This window comes from Lewinella cohaerens DSM 23179 (assembly GCF_000379805.1).
Classification (GTDB): Bacteria; Bacteroidota; Bacteroidia; order Chitinophagales; family Saprospiraceae; genus Lewinella; species Lewinella cohaerens.
The window spans coordinates 41,111-62,001 of the sequence record NZ_KB903609.1; the positions used below are offsets into that span (position 1 = coordinate 41,111).

The 20,891-nt window shown below is 44.4% G+C and carries 15 protein-coding genes; 5 read left to right on the top strand and 10 right to left on the bottom strand.

Translation table 11 applies throughout. The features are described from left to right. Window positions 1-9: 9 nt before the first annotated feature. From A3EU_RS0127060 to A3EU_RS0127080, 5 genes are all read right to left on the bottom strand, one after another. Complete coding sequence (locus tag A3EU_RS0127060) at window positions 10-957, bottom strand: cbb3-type cytochrome c oxidase N-terminal domain-containing protein (RefSeq protein WP_020539315.1); 948 nt, start codon at window positions 955-957, stop codon at window positions 10-12. Between the two features lie 21 nt (window positions 958-978). Then, complete coding sequence (locus A3EU_RS0127065) at window positions 979-1,152, bottom strand: CcoQ/FixQ family Cbb3-type cytochrome c oxidase assembly chaperone (RefSeq protein WP_156825924.1); 174 nt, start codon at window positions 1,150-1,152, stop codon at window positions 979-981. Between the two features lie 72 nt (window positions 1,153-1,224). Further along, complete coding sequence (gene ccoN, locus A3EU_RS0127070; protein ID WP_020539317.1) at window positions 1,225-3,369, bottom strand: cytochrome-c oxidase, cbb3-type subunit I; 2,145 nt, start codon at window positions 3,367-3,369, stop codon at window positions 1,225-1,227. Between the two features lie 42 nt (window positions 3,370-3,411). Then, window positions 3,412-3,564 carry a cbb3-type cytochrome oxidase assembly protein CcoS gene (gene ccoS, locus A3EU_RS0127075; protein ID WP_026211610.1) on the bottom strand — a complete coding sequence of 51 codons (153 nt, stop codon included), beginning with the start codon at window positions 3,562-3,564 and terminating at the stop codon, window positions 3,412-3,414. Between the two features lie 98 nt (window positions 3,565-3,662). Further along, window positions 3,663-6,080: a heavy metal translocating P-type ATPase gene (locus A3EU_RS0127080; RefSeq protein ID WP_020539319.1), complete on the bottom strand. Its 2,418-nt coding sequence runs from the start codon at window positions 6,078-6,080 to the stop codon at window positions 3,663-3,665. A gap of 151 nt (window positions 6,081-6,231) precedes the next feature. Here A3EU_RS0127080 and hemN point away from each other — a divergent pair, with 151 nt between their 5' ends. Continuing rightward, window positions 6,232-7,584, top strand: a complete 1,353-nt coding sequence (hemN, locus tag A3EU_RS32065; protein WP_020539320.1) for an oxygen-independent coproporphyrinogen III oxidase — start codon at window positions 6,232-6,234, stop codon at window positions 7,582-7,584. A 76-nt stretch (window positions 7,585-7,660) separates the two neighbouring features. Here the strand turns inward: hemN and A3EU_RS33365 are convergent, their stop codons facing one another. Together A3EU_RS33365 and A3EU_RS0127095 are read right to left on the bottom strand one after the other, a co-directional pair. Continuing rightward, window positions 7,661-10,048, bottom strand: coding sequence for a carboxypeptidase regulatory-like domain-containing protein (locus tag A3EU_RS33365; RefSeq protein WP_020539321.1), 2,388 nt, complete (start codon window positions 10,046-10,048; stop codon window positions 7,661-7,663). A 160-nt stretch (window positions 10,049-10,208) separates the two neighbouring features. Next, window positions 10,209-12,497 carry an OmpA family protein gene (locus A3EU_RS0127095; protein WP_083937597.1) on the bottom strand — a complete coding sequence of 763 codons (2,289 nt, stop codon included), beginning with the start codon at window positions 12,495-12,497 and terminating at the stop codon, window positions 10,209-10,211. A gap of 287 nt (window positions 12,498-12,784) precedes the next feature. Here A3EU_RS0127095 and coaD point away from each other — a divergent pair, with 287 nt between their 5' ends. Continuing rightward, entirely contained in the window at window positions 12,785-13,243 is a 459-nt protein-coding gene (gene coaD / locus A3EU_RS0127100; RefSeq protein ID WP_020539323.1) for a pantetheine-phosphate adenylyltransferase, read from the top strand. Between the two features lie 226 nt (window positions 13,244-13,469). Next, window positions 13,470-14,942 carry an acetyl-CoA carboxylase biotin carboxylase subunit gene (locus A3EU_RS32075; RefSeq protein WP_020539324.1) on the top strand — a complete coding sequence of 491 codons (1,473 nt, stop codon included), beginning with the start codon at window positions 13,470-13,472 and terminating at the stop codon, window positions 14,940-14,942. Window positions 14,943-14,960: 18 nt separating this feature from the next. Here the strand turns inward: A3EU_RS32075 and A3EU_RS0127110 are convergent, their stop codons facing one another. Together A3EU_RS0127110 and A3EU_RS0127115 are read right to left on the bottom strand one after the other, a co-directional pair. Continuing rightward, entirely contained in the window at window positions 14,961-16,907 is a 1,947-nt protein-coding gene (locus A3EU_RS0127110) for a tetratricopeptide repeat-containing sensor histidine kinase (protein ID WP_020539325.1), read from the bottom strand. 11 nt (window positions 16,908-16,918) lie between these two features. Continuing rightward, window positions 16,919-17,539 carry a response regulator transcription factor gene (locus A3EU_RS0127115; protein ID WP_044087271.1) on the bottom strand — a complete coding sequence of 207 codons (621 nt, stop codon included), beginning with the start codon at window positions 17,537-17,539 and terminating at the stop codon, window positions 16,919-16,921. Between the two features lie 182 nt (window positions 17,540-17,721). Between A3EU_RS0127115 and A3EU_RS0127120 the strand changes: the two genes are divergently transcribed. Both A3EU_RS0127120 and A3EU_RS0127125 read left to right on the top strand, forming a co-directional pair. After that, the gene (locus tag A3EU_RS0127120) at window positions 17,722-19,080 is read left to right on the top strand and encodes a T9SS type A sorting domain-containing protein (protein WP_020539327.1); all 1,359 of its coding nucleotides are present in this window, start codon (window positions 17,722-17,724) and stop codon (window positions 19,078-19,080) included. 24 nt (window positions 19,081-19,104) lie between these two features. Further along, window positions 19,105-19,596 carry a hypothetical protein gene (locus A3EU_RS0127125; RefSeq protein WP_020539328.1) on the top strand — a complete coding sequence of 164 codons (492 nt, stop codon included), beginning with the start codon at window positions 19,105-19,107 and terminating at the stop codon, window positions 19,594-19,596. 435 nt (window positions 19,597-20,031) lie between these two features. On the opposite strand, the gene A3EU_RS0127130 is transcribed toward A3EU_RS0127125, so the two are convergent. Next, window positions 20,032-20,658: a hypothetical protein gene (locus tag A3EU_RS0127130; RefSeq protein ID WP_044087234.1), complete on the bottom strand. Its 627-nt coding sequence runs from the start codon at window positions 20,656-20,658 to the stop codon at window positions 20,032-20,034. Between the last annotated feature and the right edge of the window lie 233 nt (window positions 20,659-20,891).

Consider the following 20,891-nt stretch of genomic DNA (forward strand, 5'->3'; position numbering starts at 1 on the left):
CGGCTTTAATTATTCGTTCATTCCCAATTGGTCATCAGCAGCCTCAGTAGCTTCGTCTTCTTCTGTAGGCTGATAAAGCTCACCTTCAGGAGCTTTAGGATTCGCAGGAGTGTTGCCTACCAGTGTAAGTATGTAGCTGGCTACACGCTGCATGTCACTAGACCGCAACTGACTCTTCCAAGATATCATCCCTTTTTCAGGCACCCCATATTTGATGGTTCTAAAAACATCATTGATACTTCCGCCATGCAAGAAATAATTATCCGTCATATTAGGTCCTACTCCACCTTCCCCTTCAGCACCGTGGCAAACCGCACATTTGTTGATAAAAATACTCGCGCCTAATGCCAGTTCGTTCTCATCTTCCAGCATGACGACCGTATTTTCATCCACTTGGTCAGACTGCATTGCCAAGTAGGCTTTAACTTCCTCCTCAGCTTCTTCTACCTCTACAAGGTATTGCTCAGAAGAAGATAATCCTTTGTCAGCAATGTGGTAGTAAGAAAAGTACACAACACCTGCAATGATCGTTGCATAGAACATACCCACCCACCAAGGAGGGAGGATATTATCTAATTCGCGAATACCATCGTAGTTATGGTCAAGCATAACATCAGCTTCCTTTTCAACAGGTACTGCTTTAGTCATGTCTTTGTACCAACGCTGCCATAAGCTCTGCTTGTGCTGTATCGCAACTTTTTCAGCAACTTCAATTCCATGCTCCTTGAGTACCCGAATTCGGTTAAGCTCCATGAGCTGATTATTCAGGTTAAAGATGGCTCCAACAGCACCAATAACAGCTATGGCACCAACGATGAGTATCAGGTTTTCAAAAATCCAGGATAGCCAATCAGAACTTGTGCCTGCTTGGGCAGTACCTGCGTCATTTGCATATGCCGACCCCAGAATGCAGAGCAAAAGGAAGGTCAGGCTAAATTTTATAATATTCGTTTTCATAACAAAAACTTAAGGGTGGTCTTATTTAATGTTTTCTTCATCCAAAGGCAGCTCTGCCATGTGTTCTACATAAGCTTTGCTTTTACCCCAGATGGCAATGGCACTGATCGTAAACATTAGAAAGAAAGTAATCAGTGAAAAAATGGCCATCCAGTTAATACTTTGTTCGCCGCTGGCCAGAATATATTTATACATGGTATTTTGATTTTGCATCTTATAGGCTGGCAGTTTACCCAAAGGCAGCCTGCCAGCCAATAAAGAGATAATTTACTCTGCCGCCTCTGCTTGCGCTGGTGGCTTAATATCTGTACCTAATCGTTGGAGGTAAGCAATCAAGGCAATGATTTCCTTATCAGCTAACCCTTCCATTTCAATGCCGTCTTTGTTCAAGCTGGCAGCAATAACGGCAGCCTGAGCTTTGGCCTCTTCTACCGCATTTTCGATGTACTCGTCGGTATAAGGCGTACCCAATGTTTTGAGTGTCTTCAATTTGGCAATAGTCATTCCTAAATCCAGATCATCTTCAATGAACCATGGATACGGCGGCATGATGGACCCCGGAGATGTACTCGTTGGGTCATACATGTGGTTGAAGTGCCAGCTATCAGGGTATTTACCTCCTAAACGGTGTAAATCCGGCCCTGTTCGCTTACTACCCCACAAGAATGGACGATCATAGATGAATTCTCCTGATTTAGAGTATTCCCCATAACGCTCGGTTTCACTACGGAAAGGACGAATCATTTGCGAGTGACAGCCCAAACATCCTTCACGGATATACATATCGCGGCCTTCCAGCTCAAGTGCAGTGTAAGGCTTCACGCTCTCGATTTTCGGAACATTATCTTCAATGGTAATCATTGGGAAAACCTCTACTAAACCACCAATCAGAATAGCAATCGTAGCTCCAATCAACAATTGAACAGGACGACGCTCAATCCAACGGTGCCAGTACTCTCCTTTGTGACCACCCGTAAAGGCGACCTCACGGCTAGGAGCTTGTACTTCTTCATCACCTACAAACTTACCAGTCTTAGCAGTTTTAACGAGATTGTACATCATTACAAACACCCCTACCAAGTAGATTGTACCACCTACTACCCGAAGTTTATACATCGGTAAAATCTGTGTTACCGTTTCCAGGAAGTTACCATACTTAAGGATACCCTCAGGTAAAAACTCTTTCCACATCAAACTCTGGGTCCAACCGGCCCAGTAAAGAGGAATGGCGTAAAACAGGATACCAAAAGTACCGATCCAGAAGTGAGCGTTTGCCAGCTTGGTAGAGTACAGTTTATTGCCATAAAGGCGAGGGAACAACCAGTACAACATACCGAAGGTCAACATACCATTCCAGCCAAGGGTACCAATGTGTACGTGGCCGACAGTCCAGTCAGTATAGTGACTAATAGCGTTAACACTCTTGATTGACATTAACGGCCCTTCCAGCGTAGACATACCATAAGCAGTAACCGCCACAACCATGAACTTCAGTACAGGGTCGGTACGTACCCGGTCCCAGGCACCACGTAGTGTCAACAGGCCGTTTAACATACCACCCCAACTTGGAGCGATCAGCATCAAAGAGAAAGCCATCCCTAAAGACTGCGCCCAATCAGGTAAAGAGGTATAAAGCAAGTGGTGAGGTCCAGCCCATATGTAGATAAAAATCAATGCCCAGAAGTGGATAATCGACAGGCGGTAAGAATATACCGGGCGATTAGCAGCTTTAGGAATAAAGTAGTACATCAAGCCCAGGTAAGGCGTGGTCAGGAAGAATGCTACTGCATTGTGGCCATACCACCATTGCACTAAGGCATCCTGTACACCGGCAAAAACAGGGTAACTCTTCCATAATGAAACAGGAAGCTCTAGGTTATTACCAATATGCAAAACAGTGACCGTAACCCAAGTTGCAATAAAGAACCAGATGGCAACGTAAAGGTGTTGCTCCCGGCGCTTTAGAATAGTACCAAACATATTGATACCAAACACCACCCAGATACCAGCAATGGCTATATCAATAGGCCATTCCAATTCTGCATACTCATGCGAACTGGTAATCCCCAGCGGCAAGGTAATTGCCGCAGCGAGAATAATAGCTTGCCAACCCCAGAAGTGAATATTACTAAGTACATCACTGTACATTCTGGATTTAAGCAAACGCTGTAAAGAGTAGTATACACCTGTAAAAATACCATTACCTACGAAAGCGAAGATAACGGCATTGGTGTGAAGGGGGCGAATTCGGCCGAAGGTAGTTTCGGCTAAACCTAGATTGAATATCGGCCAGACCATCTGTAGTGCTGCAAGCAACCCTACGGTCATACCTACAATCCCCCAGATCGCAGTAACGTAAGCAAATTTCCTTACGATGCGATTGTCATAACTGAAGGTTTCCAAATTTGACATACATGCTAAAGTTATTCCAGTAATTACTGGGATTAAAGTTGATTATTCCGTTTTCGATTCATCGTCAAAAAGCATCCGGACAGAGGGCGTATAGTCGTCATCATATTGGCCGGAGCGCACTGCCCAAAAGAAAGCGGCCAAGAAGCCGAGTGCCACCAAAAGGCTAAGCACAATGAGAAAAAAAATAATATTCATTAGTCTTTCTTTAAGGTTTTTTTCAAAATACGACTGCAAGGTAGCTAGGTGGGCATTCTGATCAGGGTGACATTTGTCTGACACCGTAGTGACATTTATCACCCTCTTAGTTTATGCTTTATTTTTGCAAATAAAAAGTTACTCCCCAGTACGCCTACTACCGCTATTGTAATGGAACTCAAGGGCATCAAAATAGCCGCAATCAAAGGGGATAACAATCCCTGAACCGCAAAGCTTAGCCCAATAACATTGTAAATAAAAGCCAACACAAAAGCCCCGTAAACCAAGTGTATGGTACGCTGGCCATAATGCATAATGCCTCTTAAGTTGACAAACTGGTTGCTGCCCAAAATAACATCACAAGCCGGGGTGAAATTATTTACATCTTCGGTCACCACCAGGCCAACTTCACTTTGTTGTAAAGCACCAGAATCATTTAAGCCGTCACCTATCATGAGTACTTTCTTTCCTTGTGCCTGAAGGCTTTTTATGAAAGCCAGCTTGTTGTGAGGGCTTTGTTCGAAGTGAAGATGGTCCTCAGGAAAGAAGGCCTCCAACTGTTTGCGTGAAGCATCATTGTCCCCTGACAAAAGATAGAGATCATATTTTTCTGACCAATCATTTAAGATTTCTTCTACGCCTGGTCTGTACTGATGTTTGATTACAAACGGCCCTATAATCTCTTCGCCAATTTTAGCCCAGGTGCCTGTCTCTTTGGCAGTTACACCCAAAAACGACGCGGAACCTAAAGCAACGAATACTCCCTCAACCCTTGCCTTCACACCACTACCTGCGACCTCCTGAAAGTCTGTTACACCTATCCGTTGAGCTGAAGGCCAAAAAGCAGCCAATAGTCTACTTACAGGGTGAGAAGATTGACTTGCAAGTGATTTGATAATAGTTTTATTCCTTTCGGAAATAGCACCAGGAGCGGAAAGCTGTTCTTTACCTGCTCCTGAAGTAAGCGTCCCTGTTTTATCAAAGACAATCGTATCTACATCATAGAGCGATTCCAGTACGCTGGTATTTTTTATGTAGACTTGATTTTTGCCCAGCAGACGGAGGGCGTTACCCAAGGTAAAAGGCACCGATAATGCCAAGGCACATGGGCAGGCGATGATCAACACCGCAGTAAAGGCATGTAAGGCAATACGGTGATCTACAGGCCACCAATAGCCGATGGTCGCTAATGCAATCAACAAAACGGTTGGTGTAAAATACTTGCCTATTTTTTCTAGCAATTGGCTACTGCCAGGGATGTACGTTTTTTGGAAAGCTTCGTCATTCCATAACTGCGTAAGGTAGCTTTGTGATACTGCTTTTACCAAGCGTACTGTAATTTCGCCTCCAGTTTGCCGGCCTCCAGCAAAAAGTTGAGCTCCAACCTGGCTACGAACAGGGTCAGCCTCGCCTGTTACGAAGCTATAATCCATCCGGGCTTCACCGGAAAGCAACTCCCCATCGGCGGGTAAAAGGCCATTATTGGTTATTTTTATTTCATCACCTATTGTCAGTTGATCAAGAGTTATACTTGACCACTTGCCTGCTAGCCTACGCATTACTGCTATAGGAAAATAGCTCTGGTAATTTCGTTCAAAAGAAAGATGATGGTAAGTCCGTTGTTGAAACCAACGGCCAATCAAAAGAAAAAACACCAACCCTGCCAAGCTATCCAGGTAACCAGGCCCTAATTCACTGATGATTTCAAAGACAGAGCGAAAAAACAAAACAGCTATCCCCAAGGTGATAGGAACATCAATATTAAGCTGTCGTTGTCGCAAACTCTGCCATGCTGATTGCCAGTAGGATTTAGCGCTAAATAAAAGAACAGGAAGTACGAGAAGAATATTAAGGTAACCAAACCAACGCTGAAAAGCCAGGTCCGTGAGGCCAAAATACTCTGGAAAACTCAGCAGCATAATATTGCCAAACGCAAAACCCGCAATACCTAGCTGATAAGCGAAAGTACGGTCAACTACCGGCTCTTTTTCACTATTCAGCTTGTCCATTTGTAGGCGTGGCTCATAACCTATTCGAGAAAGCAATTCCACCAATGCCCGTAAACTTATTTTTTGAGGATCAATTTGGATGTAAGCTTCCTGAGAAAGGAAATTTACCTGGCTTTTCAACACCCCTTCGTCTAAGCGATACAGGTGTTCCAATAACCAAATACAAGAGGTACAATGAATCTGAGGTAGATGAAAGGTTACCTTCAGGTGTTTATCGTCTTGATAATCACAGATTTTAGCAATTGCGGCAGGCTCATCCAGCCATGCGTAATCCTCTCTGGCACGCGTCCGTAAGGTATTACCCGGCGTAGATTCCAGGCGGTAAAAAGTATCTAATTGATTTTCGGAAAGCAGCTCATAGACCGTTTTGCAGCCCACACAACAAAAGTTCTTATCTCCGAGTTGGATAAGTTCTTCCTCGCAGGGCTCACCACAATGGTAGCACCCCTGGCTATCGTGGGTATCTTGCGTGGTATTTCCCGCAGTGTGATCAAGAAGAATTGCCATAAGCGATCCAGCGTAGGTTGTTAGTTAGTCTCAAAATTACCTGTGAGCGTATTACTACCGTGTGCGGTAAATCACAATGGTTGGTGACTTTTGTCACCCCTCATCTTTCTCAGCCCCAAGTACTTTTGCTAAAGTAAAAAAAACATTAAACATGGCCGTCCAGCTTCTAGAAAAATATAATATTCCCGCTCCTCGATACACCAGTTATCCGACCGTCCCCAACTGGACCGCGCCAGGGCCTGCACCAAAAGACTGGTTAAATAGTGTACAGGTCGCGTATCAGGAGCAAGGTGTAGTCAATCTTTACATCCACCTCCCCTACTGCGAGCAACTTTGCACCTATTGTGGTTGTAATAAACGGATTACAAAAAATCATGCTGTCGAGCTTCCTTATCTAGATAGTGTTTTAGACGAATGGAAAATGTACGTGGCAGCCCTGGGAGAAAAGCCCATGGTTCAAGAACTCCACTTTGGGGGTGGAACACCTACTTTTTTTGCTCCTGAAAACCTGGATTACCTCCTGCGTGGTATTTTTGCAGAAGCAAGCATTGCTCCTGATCACCGCTTTAGTTTTGAAGCTCATCCTAACAGTACAACCCGGGCCCATCTGGAAACTTTATATCAACATGGCTTTGATCGTATCAGTATTGGTGTTCAGGACTTCGGGCAAGATATTATGACGCTGATCAATCGGAAACAGTCGACCGAAGAGATTTATCGCGTCGTGGCCGATAGCCGCGACATTGGATATACTTCCATTAATTTTGACCTTATTTTTGGGCTGCCACGACAAGATATCCAGCACATCCTCACCAACATTGAACACCTCCAGGAATTGAGGCCGGAGCGAATAGCCTTTTATAGCTATGCACATGTGCCTTGGAAAAGCCCAAGCCAGCGTGCTTATGATGAAAAAGACCTCCCACGTGGTGCTGCCAAACGGGAGCTCTACGAAACAGGGAAAAAATTCCTCTTGGAAATGGGTTACGAAGAGATTGGCTTCGACCACTTTGCGCTACCCGGCGACGAGCTGCTCACCGCCTTTCAGGAACAGCGATTGCATCGAAACTTCATGGGCTACACCGCTCACGACACCCAACTCAACATTGCATTGGGGGTCTCGGGTATTAGCGACAGCTGGTCGGCCTATGCACAGAATGAGAAGAAAATAGAAACCTATCAGGCTAGAATAGCCGCAGGTGAATTGCCCATCATTAAAGGATACTTACTAAACACTGAAGAAGAGATTATCCGCCGGCACATTTTAAATATCATGTGTACCGAAACGACTTCTTGGTCGAACCCGGTTTTACAATGTCAGGATTTATATAATGGTATAGAGAGGCTAAAAGAAATGCAAGAAGACGGACTGTTGCTTGTTGAAAATCAACAGCTACGGGTTTTGCCTGCCGGACGCCCCTACTTGCGCAACATCTGCCTTGCCTTTGATCAACACTACTGGAAAGAAGCTGTAGGCAAAGGGCAGTTTAGCGAGGTGGTATAATTTTTTATTTGAACCACCAAAGAAACCACAGAAAGTTCTAAAACTCCCTTAAGTTCCTTTGGTGGTTCAAATAAAACTACTCGACTTTAACCAATTGTCCGTTCTGGTCTTGAACGACAAAGGCACCATTCCAACCTGCCGTACGCGCCCGCTGGCGAATAGCACGAGCATCTGCCAGAGTAGCGATATTACTCACTAGCATTACCGTTAAGTTATTCTTTTGACGAGAGGTGATGGTTCCCATCGTCTCTGCTTTGGTACGATCAAAATATTCTGGCTTGGAGTAAGCTGCCAACTGAACCATGTAAGCGCCTGTATTGCTGACCGGGTTAGTTGGGTTGGTAACCGGCCCAGGTGTATTTCCTCCTGCCGTGGTGCTACCTGCTTCTGTAACGATGAATGCGTCATTGTAACCACGACCTTTTACATTACGTAAAGCTTGATCAGCCTGCTCACGAGTAGTGAATACGCCCAAACGAACTTTATAACGACTACCGTCCTGAACCGCGTATACCTGACCAAGATTGCTCAGGTCACCAAAGCGACTCAAATCAGCCTTACTAAGTGCTGCTAGCTGTACCGCATAACCAGGTTGAACAGTCGTACCTGTACCGCCACCTCCAGGAGTAACCGGAGTTACTGGATTAGGCGTAACTGGCGTAGTACCACCATTATTTGCACTAGAAGTACCAGGCTGCATGCCAATAACACCCAACACGCTACGATTACGGCCATCCTCTACCGGAAGACCAAAAATGATATCCTGATAACCAGGATTAGCGATAAGGTAGTCATAAGTCGTATAAGGCACCATCGCCACATAGTAATCTCCGTTCACATCCGTCGTTGTCTCAGATTGACTACCCGTCGTACGGTTGGTTACTTTTACTTTTACCCCTTGCAAAGGAATACGGGTCGCATAATCAACCACCTTACCTACGTAAGTTTCATTGATTTTCGTAAGATTCACGATCACTTCCTTCTGCTCACCATTACCGGTAGTTGCCAAAGGCACCATCGCACTTACGTAACCATCTTTACGAATCACCAAGTTACAGTTAAGGCCCTGCATTGCCTGGAAGGTGTAAAGCCCTTCTGCACCTGCCTGGTAAGCTCCCTCACCACATTCTACAAAATCAACAATAGCATTGGCTACAGGTGAACCATCGGCTGCATTCTTAATAACAAGGGTAATATTATCGGCAGAGCGCGTCACTCTGTAAATATCTTCATTGCCACTGCCACCGGTACGGTTACTTACTACGTAGCCGAGATTGCGGGTGTCATCAAAATTATAGCTGTAATCATCTCTTGGAGAGTTCACAGCTGCGCCCATGTGGAAAATTTGTGTCCAACGACCATTTTCAGGCTGCGAACGGAAAACATCAAAACCACCAAGGCCGTGATGCCAATCTGAGGCAAAGAAGAGGTTAGCACCATCGAAAAACGGTGTAATTTCATTACCAGGAGAGTTGACTACTGGCCCTAGATTTTCGGGTGTACTCCAAGAGTTACCAACCAGATAAGAAACATAAATATCAAAGCCACCAAATCCATCAGGGCGATCAGAAGCAAAATAGATACCACGTCCATCAGGGGTAAAGGTTGCGAAACCCGTAGAATACTCAGATCCATTAAATGGGTAAGGGCGTACATTGTTCCATTCGCCACTAGAAGTAACATTGGCCTGAAAAAGCGCCACCTGCATACCACTAGAAGGAATTTGGCGAGTGCCATCCACAAAATTGTTACGCGTGAATATAACCATGGTACCATCCGGAGAATAAGATACCGGGCCAGGGTTGCCTCCATCTACCGTATAACCATTGCGCAATAGGTAAGGAATAGCCAAGAAACGATCTTGCCCGATCGTAGCTACCAATAAGCTATTACCGGCTGCACCGGAAAAAGTACCTGGTGCAGTGAGGTCTGTACGAGCAGAGTTGAATACAACCTGATCATTACCAACGATACCGGGACCAAAATCGGAGGAAGGTGTATTAAGCAATTCCGGCACTACTGTGAACCCGGAAGTGGCTGTTATTTGCTGTTTCGCAAAATCACAGCTTTGGCTGTATTGTTGTCCAACCATTTGGTTCACATCTCGCGCATAGGTATCATACCATTGCTTTGCTTCATCGTAGCGACCTAAAGCACGAAGCACGTGCCCAAACTCCAGAAAATGTTGCTTGTTAATGTCGCGTTGGCGTACGGCCTGCGAATAGTAGCGAGCAGCATCTTCCATCATATTCAAATGGCGGTAACTATCGGCTATTTTGCCCAAAGCTTCCGGATCATCCGGTCTCCGCTCTAATGCAGCCAGGTAAGACTGAACTGCTAAATTGTAAGCATTGATATCGTACTGCTTGTTGGCAGTTTTCATAGCAGTACGAAACTGAGCAGCCACTGGCGTACTACAAAGAAAGAAGAGGGCAGCTAAAAGCGCAATTGGATAAAGTCTCATAGAAAAATCGATAGTTTAGGTAATAGGCTATTCATCTTGAACTAGACCTGGGAGCAGTAAAAAGCATTCAATACTTTTACCTAAGGTAGCTCCTAACGGTAAATGTAGTGTTCAATTTCGTTATTTACAAACAGATAACCTATAGGAAAATCAACTTACCTTAATTGGATTGTCCAATTTCGTGCTCTAAGACCCTGAATTCGGTACGTCGATTCAGTTGGTGAGCTTCTTCGCTACACTTTATTCCATCGGCACATTCGTTCACCAGGCGGGTCTCGCCATAGCCTCTGGCACGGAGTCGCTCGCGGGAAATTCCTTTTTTACGTAAGAACGTTACAATGGCATCAGCTCTGCGCTGAGAAAGTCGTTGATTGAAAGAAGCTGTACCCTGGGCATCGGTATGAGAAGCCACTTCTACCACAATATCCGGATTATTGACCAACAACCAATACAAGCGATTGAGTTCACTAATCGCTTCAGGACGGACACTGGCTCGCCCTAGATCGTAATAGATATTTAAAAGGTAAGGAATAGCGGTACTGGCGTCATCATAAACTTTACTGCCTATTTGGAATTCATTTTGAGAATTTTCAGAAAGGGCAGTTCCCAACGCTTGACTAGTGCGTAGCCGATAAGGCGACAAGTTTACTTCAATAGCTTCTGGCCAATTTTCACTACAAAAGGGACGAGCAAAGGTATTTGTAAAATATCCATCCCCAACAGCCGTCAATTGATAACAACAATCTTCTTTGGTATTAAAGAAAAAATTACCATTGGCATCTGTCGTCAAATTGATATTGGCAGAACAGCCTGAGCTCACCAAGTACACTTCCGCAAAAGGAACGGGTTCTCCGTCTAATTGATCAATGACTTTTCCGGTTAATACTTTCTCATCTTTGCCAAAAGTGGGTAAACTAGACGTAGAGCGGGGCGTCAGCTTCCAGGTGAAGGACAGTTTCTCCTGCCCCTCGGCTAGTGATGCACAAATTTCCATGCGGTCGGATTGATAATGCTCGTCTTTAAGTTGGACATAAAGACAATCCTCCGGCTCCAGGTAGGTGGTCCATCTGCCATCGCCATCAGAAAACTGCATAAAATCTTCTCCCTGTAGTGCGAAAGGAATACTCTGTTTGAGTAAGCTGTCCCTTTCAGACAAAAATTGTAATTCTAACAAAATCCTCCGCGACTGAAAAGCATAAATATCATCGCTCCCCGCACCGTTTTTACGATTAGAAGTAAAGAAGCCATAGCTGCCGTCTGCTTTCATGATCAGCGCAAAATCATCGGCACTGGAATTAATTGGAAACCCCGGATTATCAGGTTCTCCCCATTCTCCTCCGCCTAAATCTTCTGTTCGAAAGATATCAAGTCCTCCTAATCCCAACTGCCCATTGCTGGCAAAATACAAGACGCCATCATTGTGATAATAAGGATACAATTCATCCCCTTCTGTATTTACCTGAGGGCCCAGGTTTATTGGAGAGCTCCAACCAAGTCCCACGCGATCACAATAGAAAATATCCTTGCCACCAAACCCTCCTGGCCGGTCGGAAACAAAATAAAGCCGCTGGCCATCAGGAGTTAATCCCGGATGGGCAGTGCTATAATTGACACTATTTATGGCTAGCGGTACAGGGCTTGACCAGCTATTATCAGCACCTTGTCTGGAAACCATGATTTCCAGTCTTCGAATAGGTATCTTTTCTGAAACGATTTGTTCTTGGTTCCTCGTGAAAAAGACTTCTTTAAAATCGGGGCTAAAACTTACAATGGCCTCATTCACGCCACTATTTAATATTTCTGAAAAGCCCACCAGAGGTTCGTAAGAAAGACTCAACCCTTGCGGACGGTCTTCTGCCACCGGGCGGGTAAAGTAAAGGTCATAAAAAGCTTCTTTGCGCTTTTCGGTACTGCGTACAGCGCCAAAGACAATCCCGTCTTGAAAAAACGCCGGAGCTAAATCACTGTATGCACCATTGAAATCCGGTAAAGAAACATCTATTTGTTCCAGATTACTGGTTGTGAGTCGTTCATAATAACTGCAAACATCTTGCAGGCGGTTGGCGCGGTGATCATTGGGGTTTCTCCGCAAAAACTCCTGAAACGCAGACTGTGCGGCGATACACTCACCCATCTGAAACAGCACTTGCCCATAAGCAAAATAGGTCACAGGATCTGCCTCTGGTTGAGCCAGTGCTTTGGCGTACCATTCCGAAGCCTTAGAAAGATTATCCATCTTCTGGCAAGCCTCTGCCAACCCCACCAAGGCAGTGAGGTCATTTTCGTTTTTACGAACAATTTTTTCGTAAACAGCGATAGCCTCTTCATAGCGGAATGTTTCCATGAAGAGTTCTGCTTTACGCAACTTAGCCTGCTGTGCAGGTAAATTGATAAGACAAAACAGTATTCCGATGATGGCCAACAATGGCCCTGCCGTTTGTTTTCTCATAGAAACTTAGTGATATAGTGTAGTGTCACTAATCAAGTGCTATAAAACTTTTGCGAAAAACCGGCTTTTGAAGTGGAGTTGGTGGTGTAGTTGCTTACTACTATAGATACGGAAAGCACAAAATAATGTTACAAATATATATTTTTCTGATCTAATGACCGAACAGAAAGGCCAGCTTAAGAAAAACATTCTGAGAAAAAACCAATAAGACCACGACAAATTTCCAGGTTTTATTGATTTTGTGGCAAAGATCATTATCACCCCAATTTTATCAAATTAATTAGTCGATGACAAAAATTGCCGTTTTTCCTGGCTCTTTCGACCCAATCACCACTGGGCACTTTGATATCGTGCAACGCGCAATGCCTCTTTTCGATAAAATAGTAGTCGCAATTGGCGTCAACTCTCAGAAGAAGTATTTATTCTCGCTTGAGCAAAGAACCGCTTGGCTCGAAGCTGTTTTCGCTGATTACCCCAATGTCGAAGTGGCCACTTTTGATGGATTAACGGCTCATTACTGCAACAAAATTGGCGCCGACTACCTGCTGCGAGGCTTGCGTAATGCGTCTGATTTTGATTATGAAAAGACCATCTCACAGCTTAACAATATTGTTGGACAAGGAATTGAAACCGTGTTCTGGATCAGTCAGCCCGCCTACTCGCATATCAGTTCCACCATTGTCAGAGAAATCATTAAGGGAGGAGGCGATGCCCGTCCGTTTTTACCACCTGGGGTTGATATTTAATCTAAAATGTAAAGAACGGAACACCAAGTAGTTTGTTTTTCTTCCAACAGGGGCAAAAAAGACCGCATTACACAAAGTTTTTCAAGAGGTCTACAAAAATTTAGATTTTGACCTTCGCTTACTTACCTTTACTCTTAACTAACCAACTGACGATCCAACCAGCAAACCTTCTAACCATTTTAACCATCTAACGCTCCAACTAACCAACCAGTAAACCACCCCTTTCATGCAAAAGATTTTAGTTGCCAACCGAGGAGAAATTGCTTTACGTGTTATGCGTTCTGCCCGTAAAATGGGGATCGCTACCGTAGCCGTATATTCAGAAGCAGATCGTAACTCTCCTCACGTACAGTTTGCCGATGAAGCGATTTGTTTAGGGCCTCCTCCTTCCAATCAATCTTACCTTTTGGGCGATAAGATCATTGAAGAGGCGTTGAAGATCGGTGTCGATGGTATTCACCCAGGCTATGGTTTCCTGAGTGAAAACTCCAAGTTTGCGCAGGCGGTAGAAAAAGCAGGTATTACCTTTATTGGGCCCAAGTCGCACGCCATCGAAGTAATGGGCGACAAGCTGGCAGCCAAGGACACGGTCAAGGATTTTGACGTACCTATGGTTCCCGGTGTTGACCATGCGATTACCGACGTTACGGAAGCCAAACAAGTGGCTATAGAGATAGGTTTTCCCATCCTGATCAAAGCCTCCGCTGGTGGTGGTGGCAAAGGGATGCGAATGGTAGAAAATGTCGAAGAATTTGAAGAGCAGATGGATCGCGCCGTTAGCGAAGCCGTTTCTGCCTTTGGCAACGGTGCTGTTTTTATTGAAAAATTTGTGACCTCACCCCGCCATATCGAGATACAGGTACTGGCCGACAGTCATGGAAATGTCGTTCACCTTTTTGAACGGGAATGTAGCATCCAGCGTCGCCACCAGAAAGTGGTGGAAGAAGCCCCTTCCAGTGTACTGAGCCCTGAGTTGCGCGCGCGCATGGGAGCTGCTGCCGTACAGGTTGCCAAATCTTGCGATTACCTGGGCGCTGGCACCGTAGAGTTTCTCATTAACGACAAGCATGATTTCTACTTCTTGGAGATGAATACCCGTCTGCAAGTAGAGCACCCGGTATCAGAGTTGATCTCTGGGGTAGATTTGGTGGAAATGCAGATTCGTATAGCCCGGGGAGAAGCCCTTCCTTTTACTCAAGACGACCTCAAGATTACTGGCCACGCCCTGGAATTGCGCGTTTATGCAGAAGATCCACTCAACAACTTCCTGCCTAGCGTAGGTACCCTCCACCGCTATCGGCCACCATCTGGCGAAGGCATTCGCGTAGACGATGGTTTTACAGAAGGCATGAGTATTCCTATTTATTACGATCCCATGCTGTCCAAGCTTATCACCTATGGTGAGACCCGCGAAGCAGCTATACGTATGATGATCGCCGCCATCGAAGATTACGAGATTGCAGGGGTAGCCACTACCCTACCCTTCGGGAAATTCGTCTGCCAACACGAGGCCTTCCGTTCAGGTAATTTCGATACCAATTTCGTCAAAAAGTACTACCAACCCGAAATGCTGGAGACAGCCATGAAGGAAGAAGCTCGCGTAGCAGCAGCACTGGGCAAAGCCCTCTGGCTCGAACAACACAGACAGCTGGAAATGCCCGACGCAGGCGCTACCGATTGGTGGGAGCAGCGGCGGTAGGGAAATACCCCTGTAAGGCTAAGCGATCGCAAGGCCATCAAAATACAAATGCAACCTTGTTCCTTTGGGCGAGCTATCCCACTTTAGTTCGCCCCCTAGCTGCTCGGCTAGTGTTTCCATGAGCAAGGTCCCAAACCCATTGTTGTTTTTCCCTTTAGAACCTCCTGCGTCTAAGCCAAGTCCATCATCTTCAATCCTTAAATAAAGCTGGTCATGGCTTTTTTGCAAAGCCAGTGTCAACTGTCCAGCCGAACGACCAACAAAGGCATACTTCACTGCATTCGTTATGGCTTCATTTACCAGTAACCCAAGTGGAATTAGCGTTTCAATATCCATTTCCAGTGGGACAATGGCAGTTTCCAAGGTAATATTGACTTGCTCTGATTCGTAAGTTCCAATAATTTCTTCGCAGAGTTGCTCTAGATATGCCTTGGCGTCAACAGAAGTACTGACTTCACTTCCGGTATATAGACTTTGATGAATCATAGCCATGCTACGCACTCTGCTTTTACTCAGTTGCAAAGCATCCACTGCTGCAGCATCTGTAAGGTGGCGTGATTGTAAATTGAGCAAACTAGACACCATCTGAAGGTTGTTTTTCACCCGGTGATGAATCTCCTTTACTAACAATTCTTTCTCCTTAAGACTCTTTTGAATGATTTGGTTCTGGGCGCTTATTTTCGTTCTTTGCCGTATCATGGAGTACAGTAACAGAGACAGTAAAAGCAAGACAACTCCGCCTGTGACAAGGGTCCAATTACGCTTTATTATTGCTCGCTGCTTTCTTTGATCTTCCTTGGCCAGTGCTTCTATTTGAAGTTGTTGTTCTTTGTTTTTATAGCGAGCTTCTACTTCAGCTAAAGCCTGCAAACGCGTTTCATCAGCTAATTGACGATCTAGCTCTCCCCCTTTTCCTAAATGATATAGCGCACTATCTAACTTTCCCTGAAGGGTGAAAGCTTGGGAAATCCCGGTATGAGCATCTCGTAAAAAAAACAATTCCTCCTTACTTAATGCAATCGTTTCCCGGTACTTCCTTATCGATTCCTCGTAGCGTTTTAACCCCTGCAAATTAGTCGCCATACCTAAAGTTACCGCAGCTTGTTCTCTTTTATTTCCATTGGCAGCAAAAAACTGGTACGGCATTTCTAGTGCATCCAAGGCCAATTCGTATCGTTTCTGATCAGAATAAAGTGAACTTAGATTATTATAAATATAAGCAGCCATCCCTTCATTGGACGGAGGCCCCGCAGCCAGTTCCAGTGCCCTTTTGTACAATGGGATCGCCTGATCGTATTCTTTTCGTTGTTTATGAATCACCGCCTGGTTCATCAATGCAGTCGCTTCTCCTTCTACTTGCCCTTGCTCTCTGCTCATTATTGCAGCTTGTTTCAAGTACTCTACGGCCTCATCCAGGTTGCCGGCACGGCGCTGAACGACTCCGAGAGCATTGAGTGCATTCGCCATATATTCCCTGTTATCCAACGCTTTAAAACCTACTAAAGCTTTTTGGTAATAAATGGAAGCTTTTTCGTAATCCCCTTCGGGAAGCCAGGTCCGTGCCATCGCATAATAAGTCGAAGCAATATTTTCTTTACTGTTTGCTTCTTCAAAAGAAACCAAAGCTTTTTCTAAGGTATTCCGCTGTTGCTTAATATCGCTATTTCTCGAATACATCCTGGCCTCTAAAAAAGCACAACGGCCTATATAATAAGTACCTTTTTGGGCAACAGCCATTTTTTTGAGCGTATCAAGACTAGCCATGAAAGCGCTGCTATCAATGTCAAGTTGGGCGTTTGTTAATTCATAGTAGCGTTCAAAACTTATCGAGTCATTACTCGAAACCAAGTAGCTGACTCTGAGACTATCGACAATACTGGATTGCGCTACTGCGGGTAAGACCGCTAATGCCCACAAACTGCACAAGAACCCTAAAGCAATTCCAATATTTTTATCCCATTTCATTTTTTGTGCAATTAAAGGTCTTTTGTTTTTTGATTGAGCTGATGACGCGAACTGACATCAAACTTAGCAAAAAGGGATTTCTGATAAGTTTTGACGGTATTGTATCCTATAAAAAGTTGCTCACCAACTTCTTTATAAGAGAGGCCCTGGTTAAGTAACAGTAGTACCTCGTACTCACGCCGCGACAAGGGAGACATTAACCCCTTATTGACGTGCTCCAAGGACGGAGGTTGCTTAGCAATCTGTTGGCTTGCGAATCGATACAAAGCAAGCTCAATAGTAGTCCTCAAGTCGTTTTCATTAAAAGGCTTCACAATATAGCCATAAGGCATCGTTTTTTTTACACGATCTAAAGTCGTCACATCTGCAAGTGCAGTTAAAAACACGAAAGGGAAATTGTATTTTTCTCTTATCACCTGCGCCACTTCGATCCCCGAAATACTTCCTCTTAAATCGATATCCAATAATACAATGTCAGGCGAAGTAGAAGACAATAAGTCTAAAGCCACTAAGCCATTCTTTGCTTTACCAGCAATACGGTATCCCAGGTCGCGTAAGACCATTTCTATTTCCATAGCAATCACCGCTTCATCTTCAACAATAATTACGCTTGGTTGATTAGCCGTTTTCATCGAGTAAAGATAATTGTCTTCAAATACTGGTGGCTCACCCATTCAGGTGATANTCTTTCACCCGAATGGGTGATGTAGAGGTTTTCTGCACTTGCTAGCTTTGCAGTAAGTTAAAACCTAACCAAGTCTTAACGACTCCCCTTCAACAAATGCTTAGAGCTTTTATTAAAAACTGAGAAAATATGAAAAATAAGATTTTGAACCTATTCATTTTCATGAATATATCTATAATGGGGATGTTGTCAGCACAAATTGATCCTCAATTTACACGAGATTCCATTGAAATAGAAAGAGGAATCGCTGGTACAACTGATTTTGAACCATACTTCAAAGTCATCAACGAAGAATTTGATGATGAAAATCGCCCGCTGACCATTGTGGTCTATGAATACCTCACTCCTACCCAGCTTGTGCCTTTGCAAAGGCAAACATTTCAGTACGAGGGAGAAAACACCGCTAATTTCTTAATGGAAAGCTGGGACAGTGGAGCGGAAATTTGGATTCCTGTAAAACAAGAAATTAGCGCCTATGACAATGACCTACTCGTTTCCTTTTTGAGAAAAAAAGCACCCGGAGGTACCTTGGTAGATGAGAGACGATGGTTTTATTCCTACGATGAGGCCCGTAACGAAACAGAGAGACTCCTCCAATCCTGGAATGCAAGCATCTCCAGCTGGGATAATTTAAGTCGAAAAAGAACTACCTATAACGACGATGGAAACATTGAGGTTCAACTGGTTCAAAGATTTCAAGACGGAACCTGGAACAATACCCAAAGAAGAATCTGGAGTTGGGTAGAAGGAGATTTACAACCTACTATGACCCTTGCTCAGCGATGGTCAGCCACTGACCAAGACTGGGTCAATCTGTCGAGAAGAACCTACGACAATACCCCTGGAGGTCTCTGGTCGGGCATTACAACACAATTATGGGATACAAACACCAACAGTTGGGTCAACGAAATCAGGCAGGGAATTACGATTAATCCTACCAACGACATCAGCACTTTGAATTTAGAAACATGGGACGATGGTTGGAATCCCAGTTTTCAAAACTTCTACAGTTTTGCCAACAATGTCAACAACTCCTTGCTTCAACAATGGGACGAACAAGCGCTGCAATATGAAAACTTCTTGCGCTACCGCTCAGAATTCAATGACAGTAGACTCCCTATCACAAAAATGGGCATGCAGCGATGGAATACGGACGCCGAAGCTTGGGAAAACAGGATTTTTACAAGGAGAATTAACTACTTCTGGACGGAGATAGAAAACACCTCTACCAATGAAATTAAAGTCCAAAATCGCTGTCGCATACCCAATCCGTACCTTCCTGGCACTCCCTTCAATTGCGACATCCCTACCGATCACGGTCAGCTCTTCCTAGAAGTCTACAATCTTTACGGGCAGGTAATGGTAAGCAAAAAAGTAGCCGGTCCTATGCTACAAATCGATTCCCCTTTAACCCCAGGAATGTACATCGTCAGTGTACATGACGGCCTCCAAGTTTACAACTTGGAAAAAATCGTCATCACTCATTAATCCTATTAAAAACAATACAGCATCATGCAAAGAATAATATTCTCCACCCTTCTCCTTGTTTTTAGTTTTGCCCTCCAGGCGCAACATTTCGACCCCCTTTTTCAAGAAAACTCTAACCGATCCTGGAGAGATTCAGGCTACTATTTTGTACCCGAGCTGGTGAGGTTCATAGTTATCGGCGTTAATTCAAATGGGTCTGGTAACACCGGTATCCTGGTAAATTTTCGATCTACCGACCCGAGTGGACTAACTTACATAGGCAATGCTGCACTCTTTTTCCGTGAAGAAGATTTGCCGCCTGAAATACAACTGGAAGCAGGTACAAGAGGTTTTGCCACTATTTTATTGCCGCAAGATTTACTATACTGCCCATCTGGTGAAGAAGAGCAGGGCATGGGGCAAGACGACCCTTACTTCCCCCTACAGCTAGCTGGCCGTATCGAGAAAATTGATGGTATGCCCCTCAATGATCGCATCATGGCTAGTGTTCAACTCAATGGTTTTACCGTGAATTAGCAGATAAGAATTAAATTGCTTTATAAAGAGCCTGTTGCCTTGTTGATAAGGGGGCAGGCTTCTTTTTGTCCACCCTCCTTACCTGCTACCATTCATCATACTGCTGCTAATTGTAGTTTTTTTTGGGGGGGCTATGCCTTCTCCCGACTGATGCAGTCGGGATCGGCACCAGGCTGTTGGTCGCTACCCCTCCTGTCCATCCTTTATCCTGCTCTCCCGATGAATCGGGATCCGCCGAGCTCCGGCCTGCTGGCCTGCGCACTGGTTTGAGTTCTTGACAAATGCTGTTCAGCCTTGGTTAGCCCCTACCTCAACGCGCGCCGCGCTAGTTTTCTTTTCGCTGGTCGGGGGACCAGAAGGATACAATATTGTAGTCTGGGGACTACAATGCGCCTTGGGGTGGAGTAAAGAATACTTTCTCTTCAAAACCGTCAATTACCATTGACGGTTAGCGTGACTGTAAACCTCAAATTGGTCAACTCTATCGTAAATCTTTGTATACAGGTAATAACCATTATTTGTCCTGCCATTCGCCGGTAAGCCAAACAAGCTCTCTCCAGGTATATACCTTTGATAAAATTCAATCACACTAATATGAATATCAGGATTATTTGGATAATCTTCCAAGCCAGATAACTTAACCAAAGAAGTGATGATTTTTTTATTTATATCAAAATCAAATAGAAAATATATTTCATCCTGCCAGATTACCCCACTATATCTATTCCCCTCTCCTTCATAATTTTCTATAATATCAAATGCCTTCCAATTAATGAATTCACAACCTCTATCTTCTCCCTCACGATACAGCTTATTCAGCAAAGATTTATGATTAGAACGGAGAACCCGATATTCTAACACTTCCCTGTAACTTGATACCGCTTCTGATAATGCACCGCTACGGGCTTTGATAAGTTCTATGGTTTTCCAGTTCGTATTTTTGACCACCCGATTACTGCCGCATGAAGTTGTTTGAATTAAGAAACAGAGGAGTAACAATGAACAACCAAGCAAAGAGGTAATTTTTATGGGCCCAGTTTTATAAAGACAACTATTATTCATTGGGCCTGTATTATTGGGTGTTTTTCATTAGATTTCCAGAGAGGTAGATTCCCGCTCAGGTTAGTTTCCAAACTAACCTGGTATATCGCGCTGGTCCCCTGACCAGCATCATCCGCTAGTTTTTTAAAACTCATCATTGCTAAAAAAACAACGATAAGAAGACGAACCGAGCACTAAGATTCGAAAAAAGCTTTACCCGTTTGATCTATTATCCTTGTCGATTCGCGTTTTAG